Annotated in this window: 18 protein-coding genes; 8 read left to right on the top strand and 10 right to left on the bottom strand. The window is 59.0% G+C overall.

Annotated elements, in window-relative coordinates; genetic code table 11:
• Positions 1-2: 2 nt before the first annotated feature.
• From N7578_RS06875 to N7578_RS06865, 3 genes are all read right to left on the bottom strand, one after another.
• Positions 3-932, bottom strand: coding sequence for a prephenate/arogenate dehydrogenase family protein (locus tag N7578_RS06875; RefSeq protein WP_311109532.1), 930 nt, complete (start codon positions 930-932; stop codon positions 3-5).
• Positions 932-2,038 (bottom strand): histidinol-phosphate transaminase, encoded by a 1,107-nt coding sequence (gene hisC / locus N7578_RS06870; RefSeq protein ID WP_311109531.1) that lies wholly within the window; start codon positions 2,036-2,038, stop codon positions 932-934. Before hisC ends, N7578_RS06875 begins: the two co-directional genes overlap by 1 nt.
• An 84-nt stretch (positions 2,039-2,122) precedes the next feature.
• On the bottom strand, positions 2,123-2,884 hold the full coding sequence (locus N7578_RS06865) for a methyltransferase domain-containing protein (protein WP_311109530.1): 762 nt from the start codon (positions 2,882-2,884) through the stop codon (positions 2,123-2,125).
• Between the two features lie 107 nt (positions 2,885-2,991).
• On the opposite strand from N7578_RS06865, the gene gloB reads away from it, so the two are divergent.
• Positions 2,992-3,765, top strand: a complete 774-nt coding sequence (gene gloB, locus N7578_RS06860) for a hydroxyacylglutathione hydrolase (protein ID WP_311109529.1) — start codon at positions 2,992-2,994, stop codon at positions 3,763-3,765.
• Positions 3,762-4,205 carry a cupin domain-containing protein gene (locus tag N7578_RS06855; protein WP_311109528.1) on the top strand — a complete coding sequence of 148 codons (444 nt, stop codon included), beginning with the start codon at positions 3,762-3,764 and terminating at the stop codon, positions 4,203-4,205. The genes gloB and N7578_RS06855 overlap by 4 nt, the downstream gene beginning before the upstream one ends.
• A gap of 6 nt (positions 4,206-4,211) precedes the next feature.
• On the opposite strand, the gene N7578_RS06850 is transcribed toward N7578_RS06855, so the two are convergent.
• Complete coding sequence (locus N7578_RS06850; RefSeq protein ID WP_311109527.1) at positions 4,212-4,985, bottom strand: DUF3108 domain-containing protein; 774 nt, start codon at positions 4,983-4,985, stop codon at positions 4,212-4,214.
• A gap of 252 nt (positions 4,986-5,237) precedes the next feature.
• Between N7578_RS06850 and rpmB the strand changes: the two genes are divergently transcribed.
• Positions 5,238-5,528: a 50S ribosomal protein L28 gene (gene rpmB, locus N7578_RS06845; protein WP_311109526.1), complete on the top strand. Its 291-nt coding sequence runs from the start codon at positions 5,238-5,240 to the stop codon at positions 5,526-5,528.
• Between the two features lie 155 nt (positions 5,529-5,683).
• The gene (locus tag N7578_RS06840; RefSeq protein WP_311109525.1) at positions 5,684-6,319 is read left to right on the top strand and encodes a queuosine precursor transporter; all 636 of its coding nucleotides are present in this window, start codon (positions 5,684-5,686) and stop codon (positions 6,317-6,319) included.
• Positions 6,320-6,356: 37 nt separating this feature from the next.
• Here the strand turns inward: N7578_RS06840 and N7578_RS06835 are convergent, their stop codons facing one another.
• The 4 genes from N7578_RS06835 to N7578_RS06820 all read right to left on the bottom strand — a co-directional run bounded on the left by N7578_RS06835 (position 6,357) and on the right by N7578_RS06820 (position 11,070).
• A complete protein-coding gene (locus N7578_RS06835) occupies positions 6,357-7,382 on the bottom strand; it encodes an esterase-like activity of phytase family protein (protein WP_311110077.1) in 1,026 nt (341 codons plus the stop codon).
• A complete protein-coding gene (gene cobT / locus N7578_RS06830; RefSeq protein WP_311109524.1) occupies positions 7,372-9,273 on the bottom strand; it encodes a cobaltochelatase subunit CobT in 1,902 nt (633 codons plus the stop codon). The genes N7578_RS06835 and cobT overlap by 11 nt, the downstream gene beginning before the upstream one ends.
• Before the next feature lie 105 nt (positions 9,274-9,378).
• Positions 9,379-10,368: a cobaltochelatase subunit CobS gene (gene cobS / locus N7578_RS06825; protein ID WP_311109523.1), complete on the bottom strand. Its 990-nt coding sequence runs from the start codon at positions 10,366-10,368 to the stop codon at positions 9,379-9,381.
• 66 nt (positions 10,369-10,434) lie between these two features.
• Positions 10,435-11,070 carry a J domain-containing protein gene (locus tag N7578_RS06820; protein ID WP_311109522.1) on the bottom strand — a complete coding sequence of 212 codons (636 nt, stop codon included), beginning with the start codon at positions 11,068-11,070 and terminating at the stop codon, positions 10,435-10,437.
• Positions 11,071-11,181: 111 nt separating this feature from the next.
• Between N7578_RS06820 and N7578_RS06815 the strand changes: the two genes are divergently transcribed.
• Positions 11,182-11,463: a BolA family protein gene (locus N7578_RS06815; RefSeq protein WP_311109521.1), complete on the top strand. Its 282-nt coding sequence runs from the start codon at positions 11,182-11,184 to the stop codon at positions 11,461-11,463.
• 2 nt (positions 11,464-11,465) lie between these two features.
• On the opposite strand, the gene aroB is transcribed toward N7578_RS06815, so the two are convergent.
• Together aroB and N7578_RS06805 are read right to left on the bottom strand one after the other, a co-directional pair.
• Positions 11,466-12,599 (bottom strand): 3-dehydroquinate synthase, encoded by a 1,134-nt coding sequence (aroB, locus tag N7578_RS06810; RefSeq protein ID WP_311109520.1) that lies wholly within the window; start codon positions 12,597-12,599, stop codon positions 11,466-11,468.
• Complete coding sequence (locus N7578_RS06805; RefSeq protein ID WP_311109519.1) at positions 12,596-13,186, bottom strand: shikimate kinase; 591 nt, start codon at positions 13,184-13,186, stop codon at positions 12,596-12,598. Before N7578_RS06805 ends, aroB begins: the two co-directional genes overlap by 4 nt.
• A gap of 142 nt (positions 13,187-13,328) precedes the next feature.
• Here N7578_RS06805 and N7578_RS06800 point away from each other — a divergent pair, with 142 nt between their 5' ends.
• The 3 genes from N7578_RS06800 to N7578_RS06790 all read left to right on the top strand — a co-directional run bounded on the left by N7578_RS06800 (position 13,329) and on the right by N7578_RS06790 (position 15,495).
• Positions 13,329-13,502 (top strand): histidine kinase, encoded by a 174-nt coding sequence (locus N7578_RS06800; RefSeq protein ID WP_311109518.1) that lies wholly within the window; start codon positions 13,329-13,331, stop codon positions 13,500-13,502.
• Positions 13,503-13,516: 14 nt separating this feature from the next.
• Entirely contained in the window at positions 13,517-14,479 is a 963-nt protein-coding gene (xerD, locus tag N7578_RS06795; RefSeq protein ID WP_311110076.1) for a site-specific tyrosine recombinase XerD, read from the top strand.
• 62 nt (positions 14,480-14,541) lie between these two features.
• On the top strand, positions 14,542-15,495 hold the full coding sequence (locus N7578_RS06790; protein ID WP_311109517.1) for an acetyl-CoA carboxylase carboxyltransferase subunit alpha: 954 nt from the start codon (positions 14,542-14,544) through the stop codon (positions 15,493-15,495).
• Positions 15,496-15,695 lie beyond the last annotated feature (200 nt).

Here is a 15,695-nt window from a genome sequence, read left to right as displayed (position 1 = left end):
CCTTATTTCTTCTGATCTTGTGCGTGGCGGCCGAAGTCGGGCGCATCGACATCCTGCCCTGCCTGCACGATGGAGCGACGAATCGCACGGGTGCGTGAAAACAGCTCGAACAGCTTGTCGCCCTCACCCCAGCGGATCGCCCTTTGCAGGGAGGCAAGATCTTCCGAAAAACGCGCCAGCATTTCAAGGATGGCATCCTTGTTGTGCAGGCAGATATCGCGCCACATTGTTGGGTCGGATGCCGCCAGACGCGTGAAATCGCGGAAACCGGAAGCGGAATATTTGATGACTTCCGATTCCGTTACCGTTTCCAGATCGTCAGCCGTTCCGACGATGTTGTAGGCAATGATATGCGGCAGGTGCGAGACGATGGCCAGCACCTTGTCATGATGTTCCGCATCCATATCGTCGACGCGCGAGCCGAGCGCCAGCCAGAAGCCCTTCAGTTTATCAAGTGCGTGCTCATCCGTGCCGGGCAGCGGTGTGAAGATGCACCAGCGATCACGGAAAAGGCCCGAAAACCCGGCATCGGGACCGGATTTTTCCGTACCTGCCAACGGGTGGCCCGGAATAAAATGCACGTTGTCGGGCATATGCGGCGCCATCTGCGCGATGACCGACGCCTTGGTGGAGCCGACGTCGGTGACGATGGCACCGGGCTTCAGATGCGCGGCAATCTGCTTTGCGACGCTTTCGGAAGCACCAACCGGAACCGAAACGATGACGAGATCGGCATCCTCGACGGCCTTCGCCGCCGACACGGTGTATTCGGTACCGAGTGCCAGTTCTTCTGCCCGTTTCAGCGTATCTTCGCTGCGGGTGGAGACGACGACATGACGCGCCAACCCCAGCTCCCTGACATCACGCGCGATCGACGAGCCGATGAGGCCAATGCCGATCAGTGCGATCCGTTCGAACATGAAATCAGCCATCACGCTTTTCCCATGAACTCGGTGAGAGCGGCGATGACGCCGAGATTGGCCTCTTCCGAACCGATCGTCATACGAAGTGCGTTGGGGAAACCGTAACCGCGCACGGCGCGCAGGATGTAGCCCCGGCGGCTGAGGAACTCGTCGGCATCGGCTGCACGCTTACCGTCCTGATCCGGGAAGTGGATGAGGATGAAGTTGGTGACGGACGGCGTGACCGTCAGGCCGAGGCCCTCAAATGTCGTTATCAGCTTCTCCTGCCACAGGGCATTGTGAGCAACCGCCTTTTCGACGAATGCCTGGTCGCGGATGGCAGCGGCACCGGCGGCGATGGCAGGCGCGCTCATGTTGAACGGACCGCGGACGCGGTTCAGCGCATCGATGATGTCAGCTGGGCCGTACATCCAGCCGACGCGCAGCGCCGCAAGACCGTAAACCTTGGAGAAGGTGCGCGTCATGACCACGTTTCGGTTGCCAGAAACAAGCTCAAGGCCCGCTTCGTAATCGTTCTTGCGCACATATTCGGCATAGGCCGCGTCCAGCACCAGAACCACATGCTTCGGAAGGCTGGACTGCAAACGGCGAATTTCGGCAACAGGAACATAGGTGCCGGTCGGATTGCCGGGATTGGCGATGAAGACCATCTTGGTCTTCGGCGTGACAGCGGCAAGGATCGCGTCCACGTCGACCGTACAATCCGTTTCCTTCACAGTCACCGGCGTTGCGCCAGCACCCATGATCTGGATCTTGTAAACGAGGAAGCCGTGTTCAGTGATGATAGCCTCGTCGCCCGCGCCGAGATAGACATGGCAAAGCAGGCCAAGCAGTTCATCCGAACCGTTGCCGCACATGATGTTTGCAATGTTCAGTCCATGAACGTCGGCGATGGCCTGACGCAGGGCGATTGCCTGACCGTCGGGATAGATTTCCAGATGGCTGGCGGCGGTGCCGAATGCTTCGATGGCCTTCGGGCTTGGGCCAAGTGGCGTTTCATTGGACGAGAGCTTATAAACCTTCGCAACGCCATCAACATGCTCCTTGCCCGGAACATACGCGGCGATATCCAGAATACCTGGACGCGGAACAGGTTGGCTAAGCTCTGCACTCATTTGATCGACCTTCGGAAAAACGCCGGGAAATCCGGCAAAAACAATGCCGCAGGCATTAGACCGGAATGGGAGCTTTGTCGAGGGTCAGCGCCGGTTTGTCGGCATTGAGGACACACGTGTTGTCGGCACGCCCTGGGGTGCCAGAACCGGCACAAAAACGCGGCGCGAGGCACGCTGCGTTACAGGCAGCCCCTGATACAGCCGCTTCTGGGCTTCGACTATGATCACGCCGGAGAATAGCGGCCATAGTCTGCGGCCGGTATGTTCGAGATAACGCCGGAACTTCAATACGGGGCGACTGGTGGTCGGTGGAAAGAACAGCGCCTCGGCGGTCGAACCCGGCGTAAAATTGGTTTCGCGCAGAAGCGCGGTCAACTGGCTGCGGGAATATGGGCGGCCTGAACCGAAAGGCGTATGTTCCATGCGCGCCCAGACACCGCGGCGGTTCGGCACCACAATGACCAGACGACCACCCGGCGCCAGCACCCGCCACAGCTCTTTCAGGGTTTCACGCGGGTTCTCCGCAAACTCCAGCGAATGAACCATCAGCACGCGGTCGATCGATGAATCGGGAAGCGGCAGTTCCTCGTCGAAGATCAGGGCCGTGGAGGATAGCTCGCCAGCCGGCCAGTTTACCGCACCCTGCCCCGCTGGCATGAAGGCGAAGGTCCGTTCGGTATCGCGGCGAAACCGATCCAGAAACGGGACGGCGTAACCCAGGCCCACCAATCTCTCATCCGGAAGAGACGGCCAGAGCGTCGACAGCGCCATGGTGATCGCCTGCTCTGCCGACCGGCCAAGCGGAGAGTGATAGAATTCGCGCAGATCGACAATATCGGTATTCATGCACGGGAATGTAGCATCAGACGGTTGGACTTCAAGGCGCATGTCCTTACATTGGGGGACAGGCGGGCGATTGCGCCGGGTTGGTTCCCGGCAATGGAGAGGACACGATGAAACCGTTGGAAATAGACGTCTTTATTTGCCGCAGTGACAATTTCGGGGTTCTGCTGCATGACCCCGAAAGCGGTGCCACGGCAGCCATCGACGCGCCGGAAGAAGGCCCGATCGTCCAAGCGCTCGAAGCCCATGGCTGGAAACTGACCCATATCTTCACCACGCATCACCATCAGGATCATGTCGAGGCCAATCTGGCGCTAAAAGAGCGCTATCACTGCGAAATCCATGGCCCTTATGACGAGGCGGTCGCGATTCCCGGCCTCGACCGCTCGCAGGCGGACGGCGACGAATTCGAATTTGCCGGGCGGCGCGTTCAGGTAATTTCCACACCCGGCCATACCGCAGGTCACATCTGCTATTACCTGCCGGACGATAGCCTGCTGTTTGCCGCAGATACGCTGTTCGCCATGGGTTGCGGCCGCCTTTTCGAGCGCCCCGCTGTCGATATGTGGCACTCTTTCCAGAAACTGATGGCTCTGCCCGACGACACACGAGTCTATTTCGGCCACGAATACACGTTGTCCAACGCCCGATTCGCCCTGACAGTCGATCCGCAGAACGTTGAACTGCAGGCGCGCGCCGCCCATGTCGAAAAACTGAGGCAGTCGAACGAATTCACCATTCCGACCAGCATCGGGCTGGAAAAACAGACCAACCCCTATATGCGCGTGGCAGATGGAAAGATTCGTGCACACCTTGGCCTCGAGGATGCAACGAATGAAGACGTCTTCGCTGAAATCCGCACCCGAAAGGACAATTTCAGATGAGCGGTGCGGAACTGACGCCGGAAGCGATCATCCGCGAACTGGGGCTCGAGCCGCACCCTGAGGGCGGCTTTTATCACCAGACCTTTCGCGACAGGGCGGGCGGTGAGCGCGGCCATTCCACCGCCATCTATTATCTGCTGAGAAAAGGGGAGCGCTCACACTGGCACCGGGTCACGGATGCCGTGGAGGTATGGCACTACTATGCGGGCGCTCCCATTGCCCTGCATCTTTCTCAGGACAGCGAAGAGGTCCAGACCTTTACGCTTGGTCCGGGGATTCTGCACGGCGAGCGCCCGCAGGTGATCGTGCCGTCAAACTGCTGGCAATCGGCGGAGAGCCTCGGAGACTTCACGCTCGTCGGCTGCACTGTCTCACCGGGGTTTGCCTTTTCCAGCTTCGAGATGGCGGAACCAGGCTGGTCGCCAGGTGATGCCAGCTAAAATCACTCAACCGCCATACTTGGTCGCCGTGATGTAAACCTGCCCTACCCTGGTCGGAATAACCGCGTAGACCGGCGCGTAGACGTTCATGGCGTCCGACTTGGCAAACCAGATCTCCATGGAGATGGATTTCAGGTACTCGATATCCTTGCGTCCCTGACGATAACCCGAGCGCGGGACATAGCGCGCCTTGCAGACAATCGCATCACCGCTAAACCCTTGAGTCGTGAATGGCTTCGTACCGCTGGAGCTCAGAACGAGATCCAGCCGCGACTCACCGTCGTAGATCGGCAGGCGAGTCGGGCAGATTCGACCACCGGCGGGAATGATGAGGCCGGAAATCGGATCAAGGACAGAGCGCAGGTCACGATCCTTCACCTCGACCCAGTTATCGGGCCGGGCTTTCGGCTCCGGCTTGACGCTGGTAGAGGTCACATTGCCGTTGCGATAGACGACATCATAGGTTCTGACGCGCTTGCCGTCCTTGTAGACCAGCGAATAGGCGTTGGCCTGCAGGCGATTGCCGCGTTTGGCACCGGATACGGTCGTCTTGCCGGAAATATCCTTGAGAACGCTCGCCAGTCCGGCTGCTGTGAAGGAGCCGGAAATCGAATAGTTCGGTCCGTCCATGCGAGTCGAAAAACTCGCCCGCGCAATAGGCAGGATACCAAGATTGATGCTGTATTCGCTCGTATGGCGTGCCTCAGCGGCAAAAGACGGGCCTGCACCCGCAAATGCCATGGCGGCAGCCAAGAAAAACCTTTGTCCTCTGGCAAACATCGGATATCACCCTGAAAGCGGCCCGTGAAAAGGCCTTGTAGGGCGATGATATACGCCGAGTTGTGGCAAGAAAAAAGCGGACGCCGGTTGAAAACGCCGTATTTTCCGTTCATTTGCTCGCGAGCGACTTGACTGTTAAAGCGCGCCTGACTATAGAACCGCAACTTTCCAATCATGGCCAGTTGGATTGCCTGCCAGGTTTTGCCGGTAGCAATCCAGTGGTGAAACAGACGAAACGAAATAGGTGTACCCATGTCCCGTGTATGCGAATTGACCGGCAAGGGCGTCCAGACGGGCAACAACGTCAGCCACGCCAACAACAAGACCAAGCGCCGGTTCCTGCCGAACCTTTGCCAGGTCACGTTGATCTCCGATGTTCTCAGCCAGCGTTTCCGCCTGCGTGTTTCCGCAGCGGCTCTCCGTTCGGTTGAACACCGTGGCGGCCTCGATGCCTTCCTTCTGAAGTCCGACGAAAACGACCTGTCGATGCGCGCTCGTCTGCTGCGTCGTCAGATCGCCAAGAAGACGGCTGAAGCTGCTTAATTAGCGGCCTCAACATCATCGACATTCGGAAGGCTTGAATGGCTTTGGCCGCTCAAGCCTTTTGTTTGTTTTTCTGCCAACGCTCTTTTGTTTCAGCATCGGATTGTCATTGTCGGTCCGCGGCTTGAACTGGTGGCATCACCCAGGATAAAAAAATGCCCTATATGCGCTATACGCTCATTTACGTGGTCCTGATGACGCTGGTCGTCGTCGCGTCCAACATTCTCGTGCAATATCCGCTTTCCGGCTCGCTGTTCGGCATCAATCTCGGTGATCTGCTGACCTGGGGTGCGTTCACCTATCCGATCGCCTTCCTCGTAACGGACCTCACCAACCGGCAGTTCGGCCCTTCCATCGCCCGCCGCGTCGTATTGGCCGGCTTCGTCGTCGGCGTCACGCTTTCCTTCTGGACCTCGATCCCGCGCATCGCCGTCGCATCAGGCACGGCCTATCTGGTCGGCCAGTTGCTGGACATCTCGGTGTTCAACCGTCTGCGCCGTCAGCGCTGGTGGCACGCGCCGCTGGCTGGCTCGATGCTCGGCTCCGTGCTGGACACGATGCTGTTCTTCTCCATAGCCTTTGCGGCAAGCTTCTCCTTCGTCGGCCCGAACGATGCCTTCGCGATCGAGAACGCGCCCATCCTCGGCGTTTTCGCACAGGAAGCACCGCGCTGGATCTCCTGGGCGCTCGGCGACCTGTCGGTGAAGATTATCGTCGGCCTCGTGATGTTGCTTCCCTACGGCGCGCTGATGAGCACGCTGAAGCCAATGCCGCCCGCGAAGGCGCTGTAAAAAATGGATCAGAAAAAGTCCGCGAAAGCGGGCTTTTTCATTCGACCAGTTTGAACTCCAGCATCAGGTTACGCTGGAGAAACGAATGGTTGTCGTCGGAGACGATGATGAGACGCGTCGAGCCATCCGGCCCCTTCACCACGTCCATGCCTTCCATGTTGTCGATCTGGTAGACCATACCTGCCTCGAGCAGAGTCTCCCCATCCACGACTGCTCCGGGCTTTATATCAGCCCCCTTGATGCGGCGTATGCGCATGCCAACACCTTCGGCAAAATTGAAACGCCGCTCGAGAAGCAGAAGGTCGCCATTCGGCAGGAAGGCTCCATCCGTCACATCGAACGAAGGATGATGCACCACCGCGAAATCACCCTTCAGCGGCCCTTCCAGCACGGCTGCGAGCAGATTACCGTCCGCATCTATGCTCTTCTCCGCAACCACCACCATGGCGCCCTGCAGAAGTGAACCGGCAGGAGAAACCGCAAGGGCTTCCATGCCGCCATTGGAGCGCAGTTCGTTGTTGGCAATCAGATGCGGCAAACGCGCAAGGGGCTTTGATGTCTCGAAACCCGGATCGGGGAAAACATCGATCCGGTGCCGCTGCTCATAGCTGACGAAAATCTGGCCGTCGCGCAGCGCCAGCCCCTCCGCATCCACGTCCATTTTCCGCGTTGGCTCACGCCCGCTCATATCCAGCATCGGCGCGATGCGAACATCCGCGACACCGGAAAGCGCACCTTTTTCGCCGCGCTGTATCCGCCCGGTCAGCCAGTGACCGGTATCCAGCACGGCAACGAAACTCTCGCCGTCAGGCCGGAACCGAATGCTGGATATCGCACCGAAAAGCTTTTCGGGCGAACTCATCACCAGACCGCCGACAAATTCCAGCTTGCCGAAACGGGTCGCGCTGGTGCCGACCTCGAAATTGGCAAGCAGGCGTGCGCTCACCGGCACATCGATGGTGGATGCGCCAAGCTGAATGGGCGCCAGCGAAACGGCGGCGAAAAGAAACGCCGCCGTGAAACAATTGCGAGCAGAGAAACGCCCGCGCTGCTTATCCCGCACGGCGAACCCTGCGTGACGGAGCAGACGCATTCGTATCTTCGAAGAGCGCGGCAAGCTGTTCCGTCATCGCACCAGCAAGTTCGTCCGCATCCACGATGGTGACGGCGCGACGATAATAACGCGTCACGTCATGGCCGATGCCGATGGCCAACAACTCGACGGGCGAACGCGTTTCGATCTGTTCGATGACGGCGCGAAGATGCCGTTCAAGATAGTTGCCCGGATTCACCGACAGCGTGGAATCGTCGACCGGAGCACCGTCGGAGATCATCATCATGATCTTGCGCTGCTCGGGACGGTTGATCAGACGGTTATGCGCCCACATCAGCGCCTCGCCGTCGATATTTTCCTTCAGCAGCCCCTCGCGCATCATCAGGCCGAGATTGCGGCGAGCACGACGCCACGGTGCATCCGCCGACTTGTAGATGATGTGACGCAAATCGTTGAGGCGTCCCGGCGATGCGGGCTTGCTGTTCGCCAGCCATTGTTCACGCGACTGACCGCCCTTCCAGGCCTTTGTCGTGAAACCGAGAATCTCGACCTTTACGCCCGAACGCTCCAGCGTGCGCGCCAGAATATCGGCGCAGGTGGCGGCAACGGTGATAGGGCGTCCCCGCATCGATCCGGAATTATCAATGACGAGAGAAACCACCGTATCGCGGAACTTCGTGTCGCGCTCCTTCTTGAAGGACAGCGGCTGCATCGGGTCGATAATGAGGCGTACCAGACGCGCCGGGTCGAGGTATCCCTCTTCCAGATCGAAATCCCACGAACGGTTCTGCTGCGCCATCAGGCGGCGCTGGAGGCGGTTTGCCAGACGTCCGACCGCACCCTGAAGATGGGCAAGCTGCTTGTCGAGGAAGGCGCGCAGACGGTCGAGTTCCGCCTCGTCACACAGTTCCTCCGCATGCACCTCTTCATCGAACTCCTGCGTGAAGATGCGGTAATCAACCTTCTCGTTGAAATCGTCGAAAGGGCTGTTGGGGCGGCGCGTTTCGCCGGGCGTTTCGGAATCCTCGTCGAGATCGTCGGACATCTCCTCTTCCGACATCTCGGCGCCATCCATCTCGCCTTCTTCCATCTCCTCCTGCGAAGCCTCGCTCTCATCAGCGGGTGTCGCGTCGGAACCAGCCTCCTCCTCGACCTGCTCGTCGTCAGTCTCGTTGGTGCGGGGCTGATCCTCTTCGGATTCAGCCTCCTGGCTTTCCGGTTCGTTATCGTCGTCGCCGAAATCCTCCGCCATCTGCATGGAGGTCAGCATCTTGCGGACGAGTCTGGAGAACGCTTTCTGGTCGGTGACGACCTTGGACAGATCGTCAAGATCGGAACCGGCCTTGTCTTCAATGAAACCGCGCCACAGGTCGAGCACCTTGCCGGCAGAGGCAGGCGGCTTCTCACCCGTCAGTTTCTCGCGCACCAGCATCGCAACCGCTTCGGCGATCGGCGCGTCGTTCTGCGTGCTGATATCGGAAAAATTCGCCTTGGCATATTTTTCCGTATTCATGGCGCGGATGTTGGACGCCATGCCGGGCATGCGCAAAGCGCCAATCGATTCGACACGCGCCTGCTCGACGGCATCGAAGATCAGCCGTGCATCCGTTCCCTGCGGCGACATGATGGCATGCACGTCGCTGTCGTGGCAGGCAAGCCGAAGCGCCATGGAATCGCCAAGACCGCGGGTGATGGCGATTTCCTGCGCTGTCGGCTTCTTGGAAATTTCCGGCAAGCGCATGCGCTCACCGGCAAGACCCGGCCGTTCGTTGGCGAAAACGACTTCAACCTCGGAATCGCCTGCGACGGATCGCACGCAGCCGGTAATCGCCTGACGCAACGGCTCCGTATCGATCGCCGTACCCGGTTTCGCTCTGGAATTGTCGCCGCGCCCTGCCATTGTCTTTCCTGTCGATTCTAAACACTTTTGAACCGCCCATCGCAAAATGTGCGGTTCGCAAGCGCCTTCACGTCATCGGTGATGTTTCCCGGAAAACCGGAAAAATCAGGCGCCCAGAACGATGTTCGCAGCGCTTTCCTTCAGCTCGACGCCGAAAGCGCGCTGATACTGTTCTGCTACCAGCGTGCGCTCCAGTTCGTCGCACTTGTTGAGGAAGGTCACACGGAACGCGAAAGCGAGATCGCCGAAGATTTCCGCGTTTTCCGCCCAGGTGATGACAGTACGCGGGCTCATGACGGTCGAAAGATCGCCGTTGATGAAGGCCGAGCGGGTAAGATCGGCCACGCGCACCATCTTCGATACGGTTTCACGGCCCTTCGGGTTATCGAAGCTCTTTACCTTGGCGGCGATGATGTTCACTTCCTGCTCATGCGGCAGATAGTTGAGCGTCGTGACGATAGACCAGCGGTCCATCTGCGCCTGGTTGATCTGTTGGGTGCCGTGGTAGAGGCCGGTGGTATCGCCAAGGCCGATCGTGTTGGCCGTTGCGAAGATGCGGAAAGCCGGGTGCGGACGGATAACGCGGCTCTGGTCGAGCAGGGTCAGGCGGCCGGAGGATTCCAGCACGCGCTGGATCACGAACATGACATCCGGACGACCGGCATCGTATTCGTCGAAGACCAGAGCAACATTGTGTTGATAGGCCCAGGGCAGAATGCCGTCCTTGAATTCGGTGACCTGCTTGCCGTCCTTCAGGACGATGGCGTCCTTGCCGACGAGATCGATACGGCTGACATGGCTGTCGAGGTTGACGCGAACGCAAGGCCAGTTGAGTCGCGCAGCGACCTGTTCGATATGCGTGGATTTACCCGTGCCATGGAATCCGGACACCATGACACGTCGGTTGTGAGCAAAACCGGCAAGAATGGCAAGCGTCGTATCGCGGTCGAAAAGATAGTCTGGATCGAGGTCCGGAACATAGGCGTCGCCCTGCGAATAGGCAGGAACCCGCAGATCCGTATCAATGCCGAAAACCTCCCGCACGGACACGGTTGTGTCGGGCAGGTTGGAAATATCAAGGTCGATTTTGCTCATCACGTCTCCAAGGCGGGCGGCAGCCACCCGGCCACATCATCATCAGGCGGTAAACACGAAAATGGCTTAGCAGAAACCTGACTGCTTTAACAATTGATATGCTTGAACAACAGCCCGAAAACGTTCTTCCGAACCACGATCGCCACCATTAGCATCCGGATGGTGCTTTTTGACAAGCTCCTTGTAGCGCCTTTTTATCTCATCCTGCGTCGCACCGGCGGAAAGTTCGAGCGTATCGAAGGCTTTCGCCTCCAGCGTCTTGAGCTTGCGGGCCTGCTGCATGCGCTGGCCGCCTGCTCTCGCCCCCTGCGCAAAACCATTGGCGAAACCGAAGGGATCGCGGATTCGGGCATTGCCGCTGGCAGTGCCGGAGCGCAGCGTGGAATGCAACGGAGCGTCACGCGCAGTCTTGTTCACGCCAACCGTCCATGTCGGACGGTGGCCCGTCACGGCTTCCTTCTGATAGCGAGCAATCTCGCTGTCGGACAGGCCGGAGAAATAGTTGTAGCCCTTGTTGTATTCCTTCACATGCTCGAAACAGAACAGGAAGAACTGCCCCTCGGCGTTGCGGCCGACGGGTGCGCGGTGAACGCCCGGGTTTTCACATCCATCCCACTGGCAGGTCGGCGCCTGAACCTCAGGCTCCTTCTCCCTTTTCCGGCGGGTGCGGATGCGGTCAAAATATTTCGAATCCAGTTTCATGATGTCCTGATTATGGTGCGCGAAAGCACGCACAACAAGAATTGACAAAGCGGAATGTTGCTGGCTTCTAGGTAGCCCTTTTTACAACACAACAGGATCGGAACAGCCGACATGTCCCTGCGCGAACGCATCGAAACCAAGCTCAAAGAAAGCTTTTCCCCGGAGCGGCTGCGCGTGATCGATGAAAGCCATATGCATGCGGGCCACCAGCCGGATATCACCGGCACGGGCGAGACGCACATGCGTGTACAGATAATGGCGGAAAGCTTTACCGGCAAGTCACGCGTCGACCGCCACAGGGCGATCAACGCAGTTTTGAAGCCGGAACTGGATGCCGGTCTGCATGCGCTCGCCATTGAGGCAGCGGCACCGGGCGAACCGACGCGTTTCTAAGCTCAGCCAGGGTGCTTTTCTGACAGGAACGACTGCACCTCGGACGCAGCGACATCATCGGCCACGAAAGACTGGCCGATGCCGTGGGTCAGGATGAAGGTCAGCTTTCCGCCCTTGACCTTCTTGTCCTGCGCAATCGCCGCCATCAGCGTTTCGACCGGTGGCAACTCGCCGGGAATATCCTTCATTGTCGTCGGCAGGCCGACGACCTTCAGATGCGCCTCGACGCGCGCGGCGTCATCCGGGCTTGCAAGGTTGAGGCGAGCCGAGAACTGATGCGCCAGCACCATGCCGATGGCGACGCCTTCACCGTGCACCAGCCGCTTGCTGTCATAGTTCGTCGCCGCTTCCAGCGCGTGACCGAAGGTGTGCCCGAGATTCAGAAGGGCGCGAACGCCGTTTTCCTTCTCGTCGGCCACGACCACATCGGCCTTTGCCTGACAACTGGTCGCAATCGCCTGGATACGGGCCTGACCGCCCTTTTTGATTTCGCCCCAGTTCTTTTCCAGCCAGAAGAAGAAATCCGGCTTGTCGATCAGGCCGTATTTCACGACCTCCGCATAACCGGCGCGGAATTCACGCGGGCTGAGCGTATCGAGAACGGCCGTATCCGCCAGAACCAGATCGGGCTGATGGAAGACGCCGACGAGGTTCTTACCGTGGCGCGTATTGATGCCCGTCTTGCCGCCGACGGAGGAATCGACCTGCGCCAGCAGCGAGGTCGGGATCTGTACGAACCGCACACCACGACGCACGATACCCGCCGCAAAACCGGCAAGATCGCCGATCACGCCGCCACCCAGCGCAATCACCGCATCGTTGCGCTCCACGCGCGCGGCCAGAACCGCATCGCAGACCGTCATCAGGTGTTCGAAGCTCTTCGTTTTTTCACCGGCGGGCAGCGTCAACGAAACCGCCTCGATGCCATCCGTCTGAAGACCGTCCATGAGGTTTTCAAGATAGAGCGGCGCGACATGCTCATCGGTGATGATAGCCACACGCCTGCCCTTGAGGCGAGAGGAAATCTCGCCCCCTGCCCTGCCGATCAGCCCCGGCCCGATCAGAATGTCGTAGGCACGCTCGCCAAGCGGTACATGGACGAGACGTTCTTCGTTCTGGTTCTGGGATGGCGTCATGGCTTGCTATCTTTCTTTTCGATACCGGCGATGGCGGCCAGCACTTCATTCACAATGATTTCCTTGCGCACATCCCGCGATTCGATGGTCATGTCTGCTTCCGCATAGATCGGGTAGCGCTTTTCCATCAATGCGGCGAGCGTCGCTTTCGGGTTCTCCGTCTTCAGAAGCGGACGATGGTCACGCTTGTTCACGCGCTCCCACAAAACTTCGAGATCCGCCCTCAGCCACAGTGAAATTCCGCCACGCTTGATGTGGCGTCGGGTATTGTCGTTGATGAAGGCACCGCCACCCGTGGATATGACCTTCGGACCGCCGCGCATCAGCCTTTTGATGACACGCGTCTCCAGCGCCCGGAATTCATCTTCGCCGTAATTTGCGAAAAGCTCGGAAATGGTCATGCGCGATACGCGCTCGATCTCGGCATCGGTGTCGATGAAGGAAACCCTGAGCTGTTGCGCGACAAGCCGTCCGATGGCGGATTTTCCCGCTCCCATCAGTCCGATGAAAACAACGTTGCGCCGTCCGAGCTTCGCCCGCGCCTGTTCCCCAAGTGTTGATGGGACCGTTAAATTCGTTTCGTTCATAAATTTGAAGCCCGTTTGGCATGGATATCTGCAAATGTTTACGAAGCGTCAAGCCAAATTGCTGACTGAATTGCGGTGAATCACTTGGATGCAGGGTGCCGCACCCTGCGTGAACTCTGAATACCGCCTTAATGGAGCCACCATGCCCACTCTCTTGCGCTTCACGATGATACTGGCGACCATCGCAGGGCTGATCTACGGCAGCATGGTTCTTCTCGTCATGTTCGTGCAACCGCGCGAACGGGAAGTGACCGTGCGCATCCCTTCGGAAAGGTTGAACCCGCCTGCGGCAGAACCGGCAAGGCGCACACCATGAACGATAGCCAGGGCATGAATGGACGTGACGGCGCCCGGCTGGAAGGCTTTCTGGAAATGATGAGCGCCGAGCGCGGCGCAGCCACCAACACGCTTACTTCCTATGAACACGACCTCTCCGATCTGCGCGAATTCCTGGCCGGGCGCGGTCAGTCTCTCGCGGCAGCGGATACGGCTGATCTTTCGGCCTACCTTGCGCATCTCGCCACACAGGGCTTCGCCTCCACGTCGCAGGCGCGCCGCCTGTCTTCAATGCGGCAATTCTACCGCTTCCTCTATGCCGAAGGGTTGCGGAGCGATGATCCGACCGGCATTCTCGACGCCCCGAAAAAGGGTCGCGCCTTGCCAAAAACCATGAGCATCGGCGACGTGACGCGGCTTCTGGCGCTGGCAACCGAGGAGGCGAATAGAACCGGCCCCGGTCAACTCGGCCGCATCCGCATGCACTTGCTGCTGGAACTTCTCTACGCTACCGGCATGCGTGTCAGTGAGCTTGTTTCCCTACCTGCCAAGGTGCTGAGACACGAAGGCCGTTTCCTGATGATCCGCGGCAAGGGCAACAAGGACCGCATGGTGCTTCTGTCCCGTGCGGCCATCGAGGCGATGGCGAAATACGAGGACGCCCGCAAGACGCTTTCTCCGGAAAAGGCAAAAGCAAAGACGACGGAAGAAAGCGCATGGCTTTTTCCATCAAACGGAAAGGAAGGGCATCTGACGCGGCAGGTCTTTGCACGCGACCTTAAAGACATTGCCATCCGCGCCGGTCTGAGCCCGTCCGCAATCTCGCCGCATGTCATGCGTCATGCCTTTGCAAGCCACCTGCTGCAAAACGGTGCAGACCTTCGCGCCGTGCAGGAACTGCTTGGCCATTCGGACATTTCCACGACACAAATCTATACACATGTTCTGGAAGAACGGCTGCAAGAGCTGGTACAAACGCATCACCCTCTTGCCAAACAGGCCAAAAACCTTGATTAGAGCGACCGGAACCGCCGGATAACCCGGTCAAACCTTGCGCAAAACGATCGGAAACGGATCTCATGCACAACTACCTCGACTTCGAAAAACCTATCTCCGACCTTGAGGGCAAGATCATCGAGCTGAAGAAGCTTGCCACCGAAGACGAGAGCATAGACACCTCGGAGGAGATCGGCCGTCTTGAATCCCGCGTCAACGACGCGATGCAGGACATCTATTCGAAACTGAACGCCTGGCAGAAAACGCAGGTCGCGCGACATCCGCAGCGTCCGCATTTCATCGACTACGCCAATGCGCTGTTCACCGATTTCACGCCGCTCGCCGGCGACCGCAAATTCTCCGAAGACGCTGCCATTCAGGCCGGCCTTGCCCGCTTCAATGGCCAGCCCGTCGCCATCATCGGCCAGGAAAAGGGCAACGACACCAAGTCGCGCCTCAAGCACAATTTCGGCAGCCCGCGCCCGGAAGGATACCGTAAGGCGATCCGCGTGCTCGAACTGGCCGACCGATTCTCGCTGCCGGTCGTCACGCTGATCGACACCGCAGGCGCATACCCAGGCGTTGGTGCTGAAGAGCGTGGCCAGGCCGAAGCCATCGCCCGCTCGACCGAAATGTGCCTGAACGTGAAAGTGCCGATCGTTTCCGTCGTCATCGGTGAAGGCGGCTCCGGCGGCGCTATCGCCATCGCCACGGGCAACCGGGTCTACATGCTTGAGCATGCCATCTATTCGGTGATCTCGCCGGAAGGCGCGGCATCCATCCTGTGGCGCGATTCGACCCGTGCCAAGGAAGCTGCGACGAACATGAAGATCACGTCCGACGACCTCAAGGCTCTCGGCGTCATCGACGGCATCATTCCGGAACCGATGGGCGGCGCGCACCGCGACCCGGCAAAGGTCATCAAGGCGACCGGAGACGTCATCGGCAAGGCGCTGAAAGACCTGTCCCAGCAGTCCGGCACGCAGCTGCGCGCCGAGCGCCGTCAGAAATTCCTGGATATCGGCAGAAGCCTCTAAGCCGCGGCAACGGTCGTCGCGCCATATTTTAAAGACAATCCGCCCCAACTCGGCCACAGTCACGTCACATCAAAGTGATGTATCGGTAGCTGCGGGGGCGGATCCCGATTCAGTTAAGAAGATGTAAACGGTTAATACCGTATTTAAAATGCAGACGCGGCAGTGTAGAACTGCGCCGCGACATCGTCTTTCGGATCGAC

Origin of the sequence: Agrobacterium tumefaciens, from assembly GCF_031801495.1 — a bacterium.
Taxonomy (GTDB): domain Bacteria; phylum Pseudomonadota; class Alphaproteobacteria; order Rhizobiales; family Rhizobiaceae; genus Agrobacterium; species Agrobacterium tumefaciens_K.
Note: the sequence above shows the minus strand (reverse complement) of the source record. Positions and strands in the feature narration are given on the sequence as shown.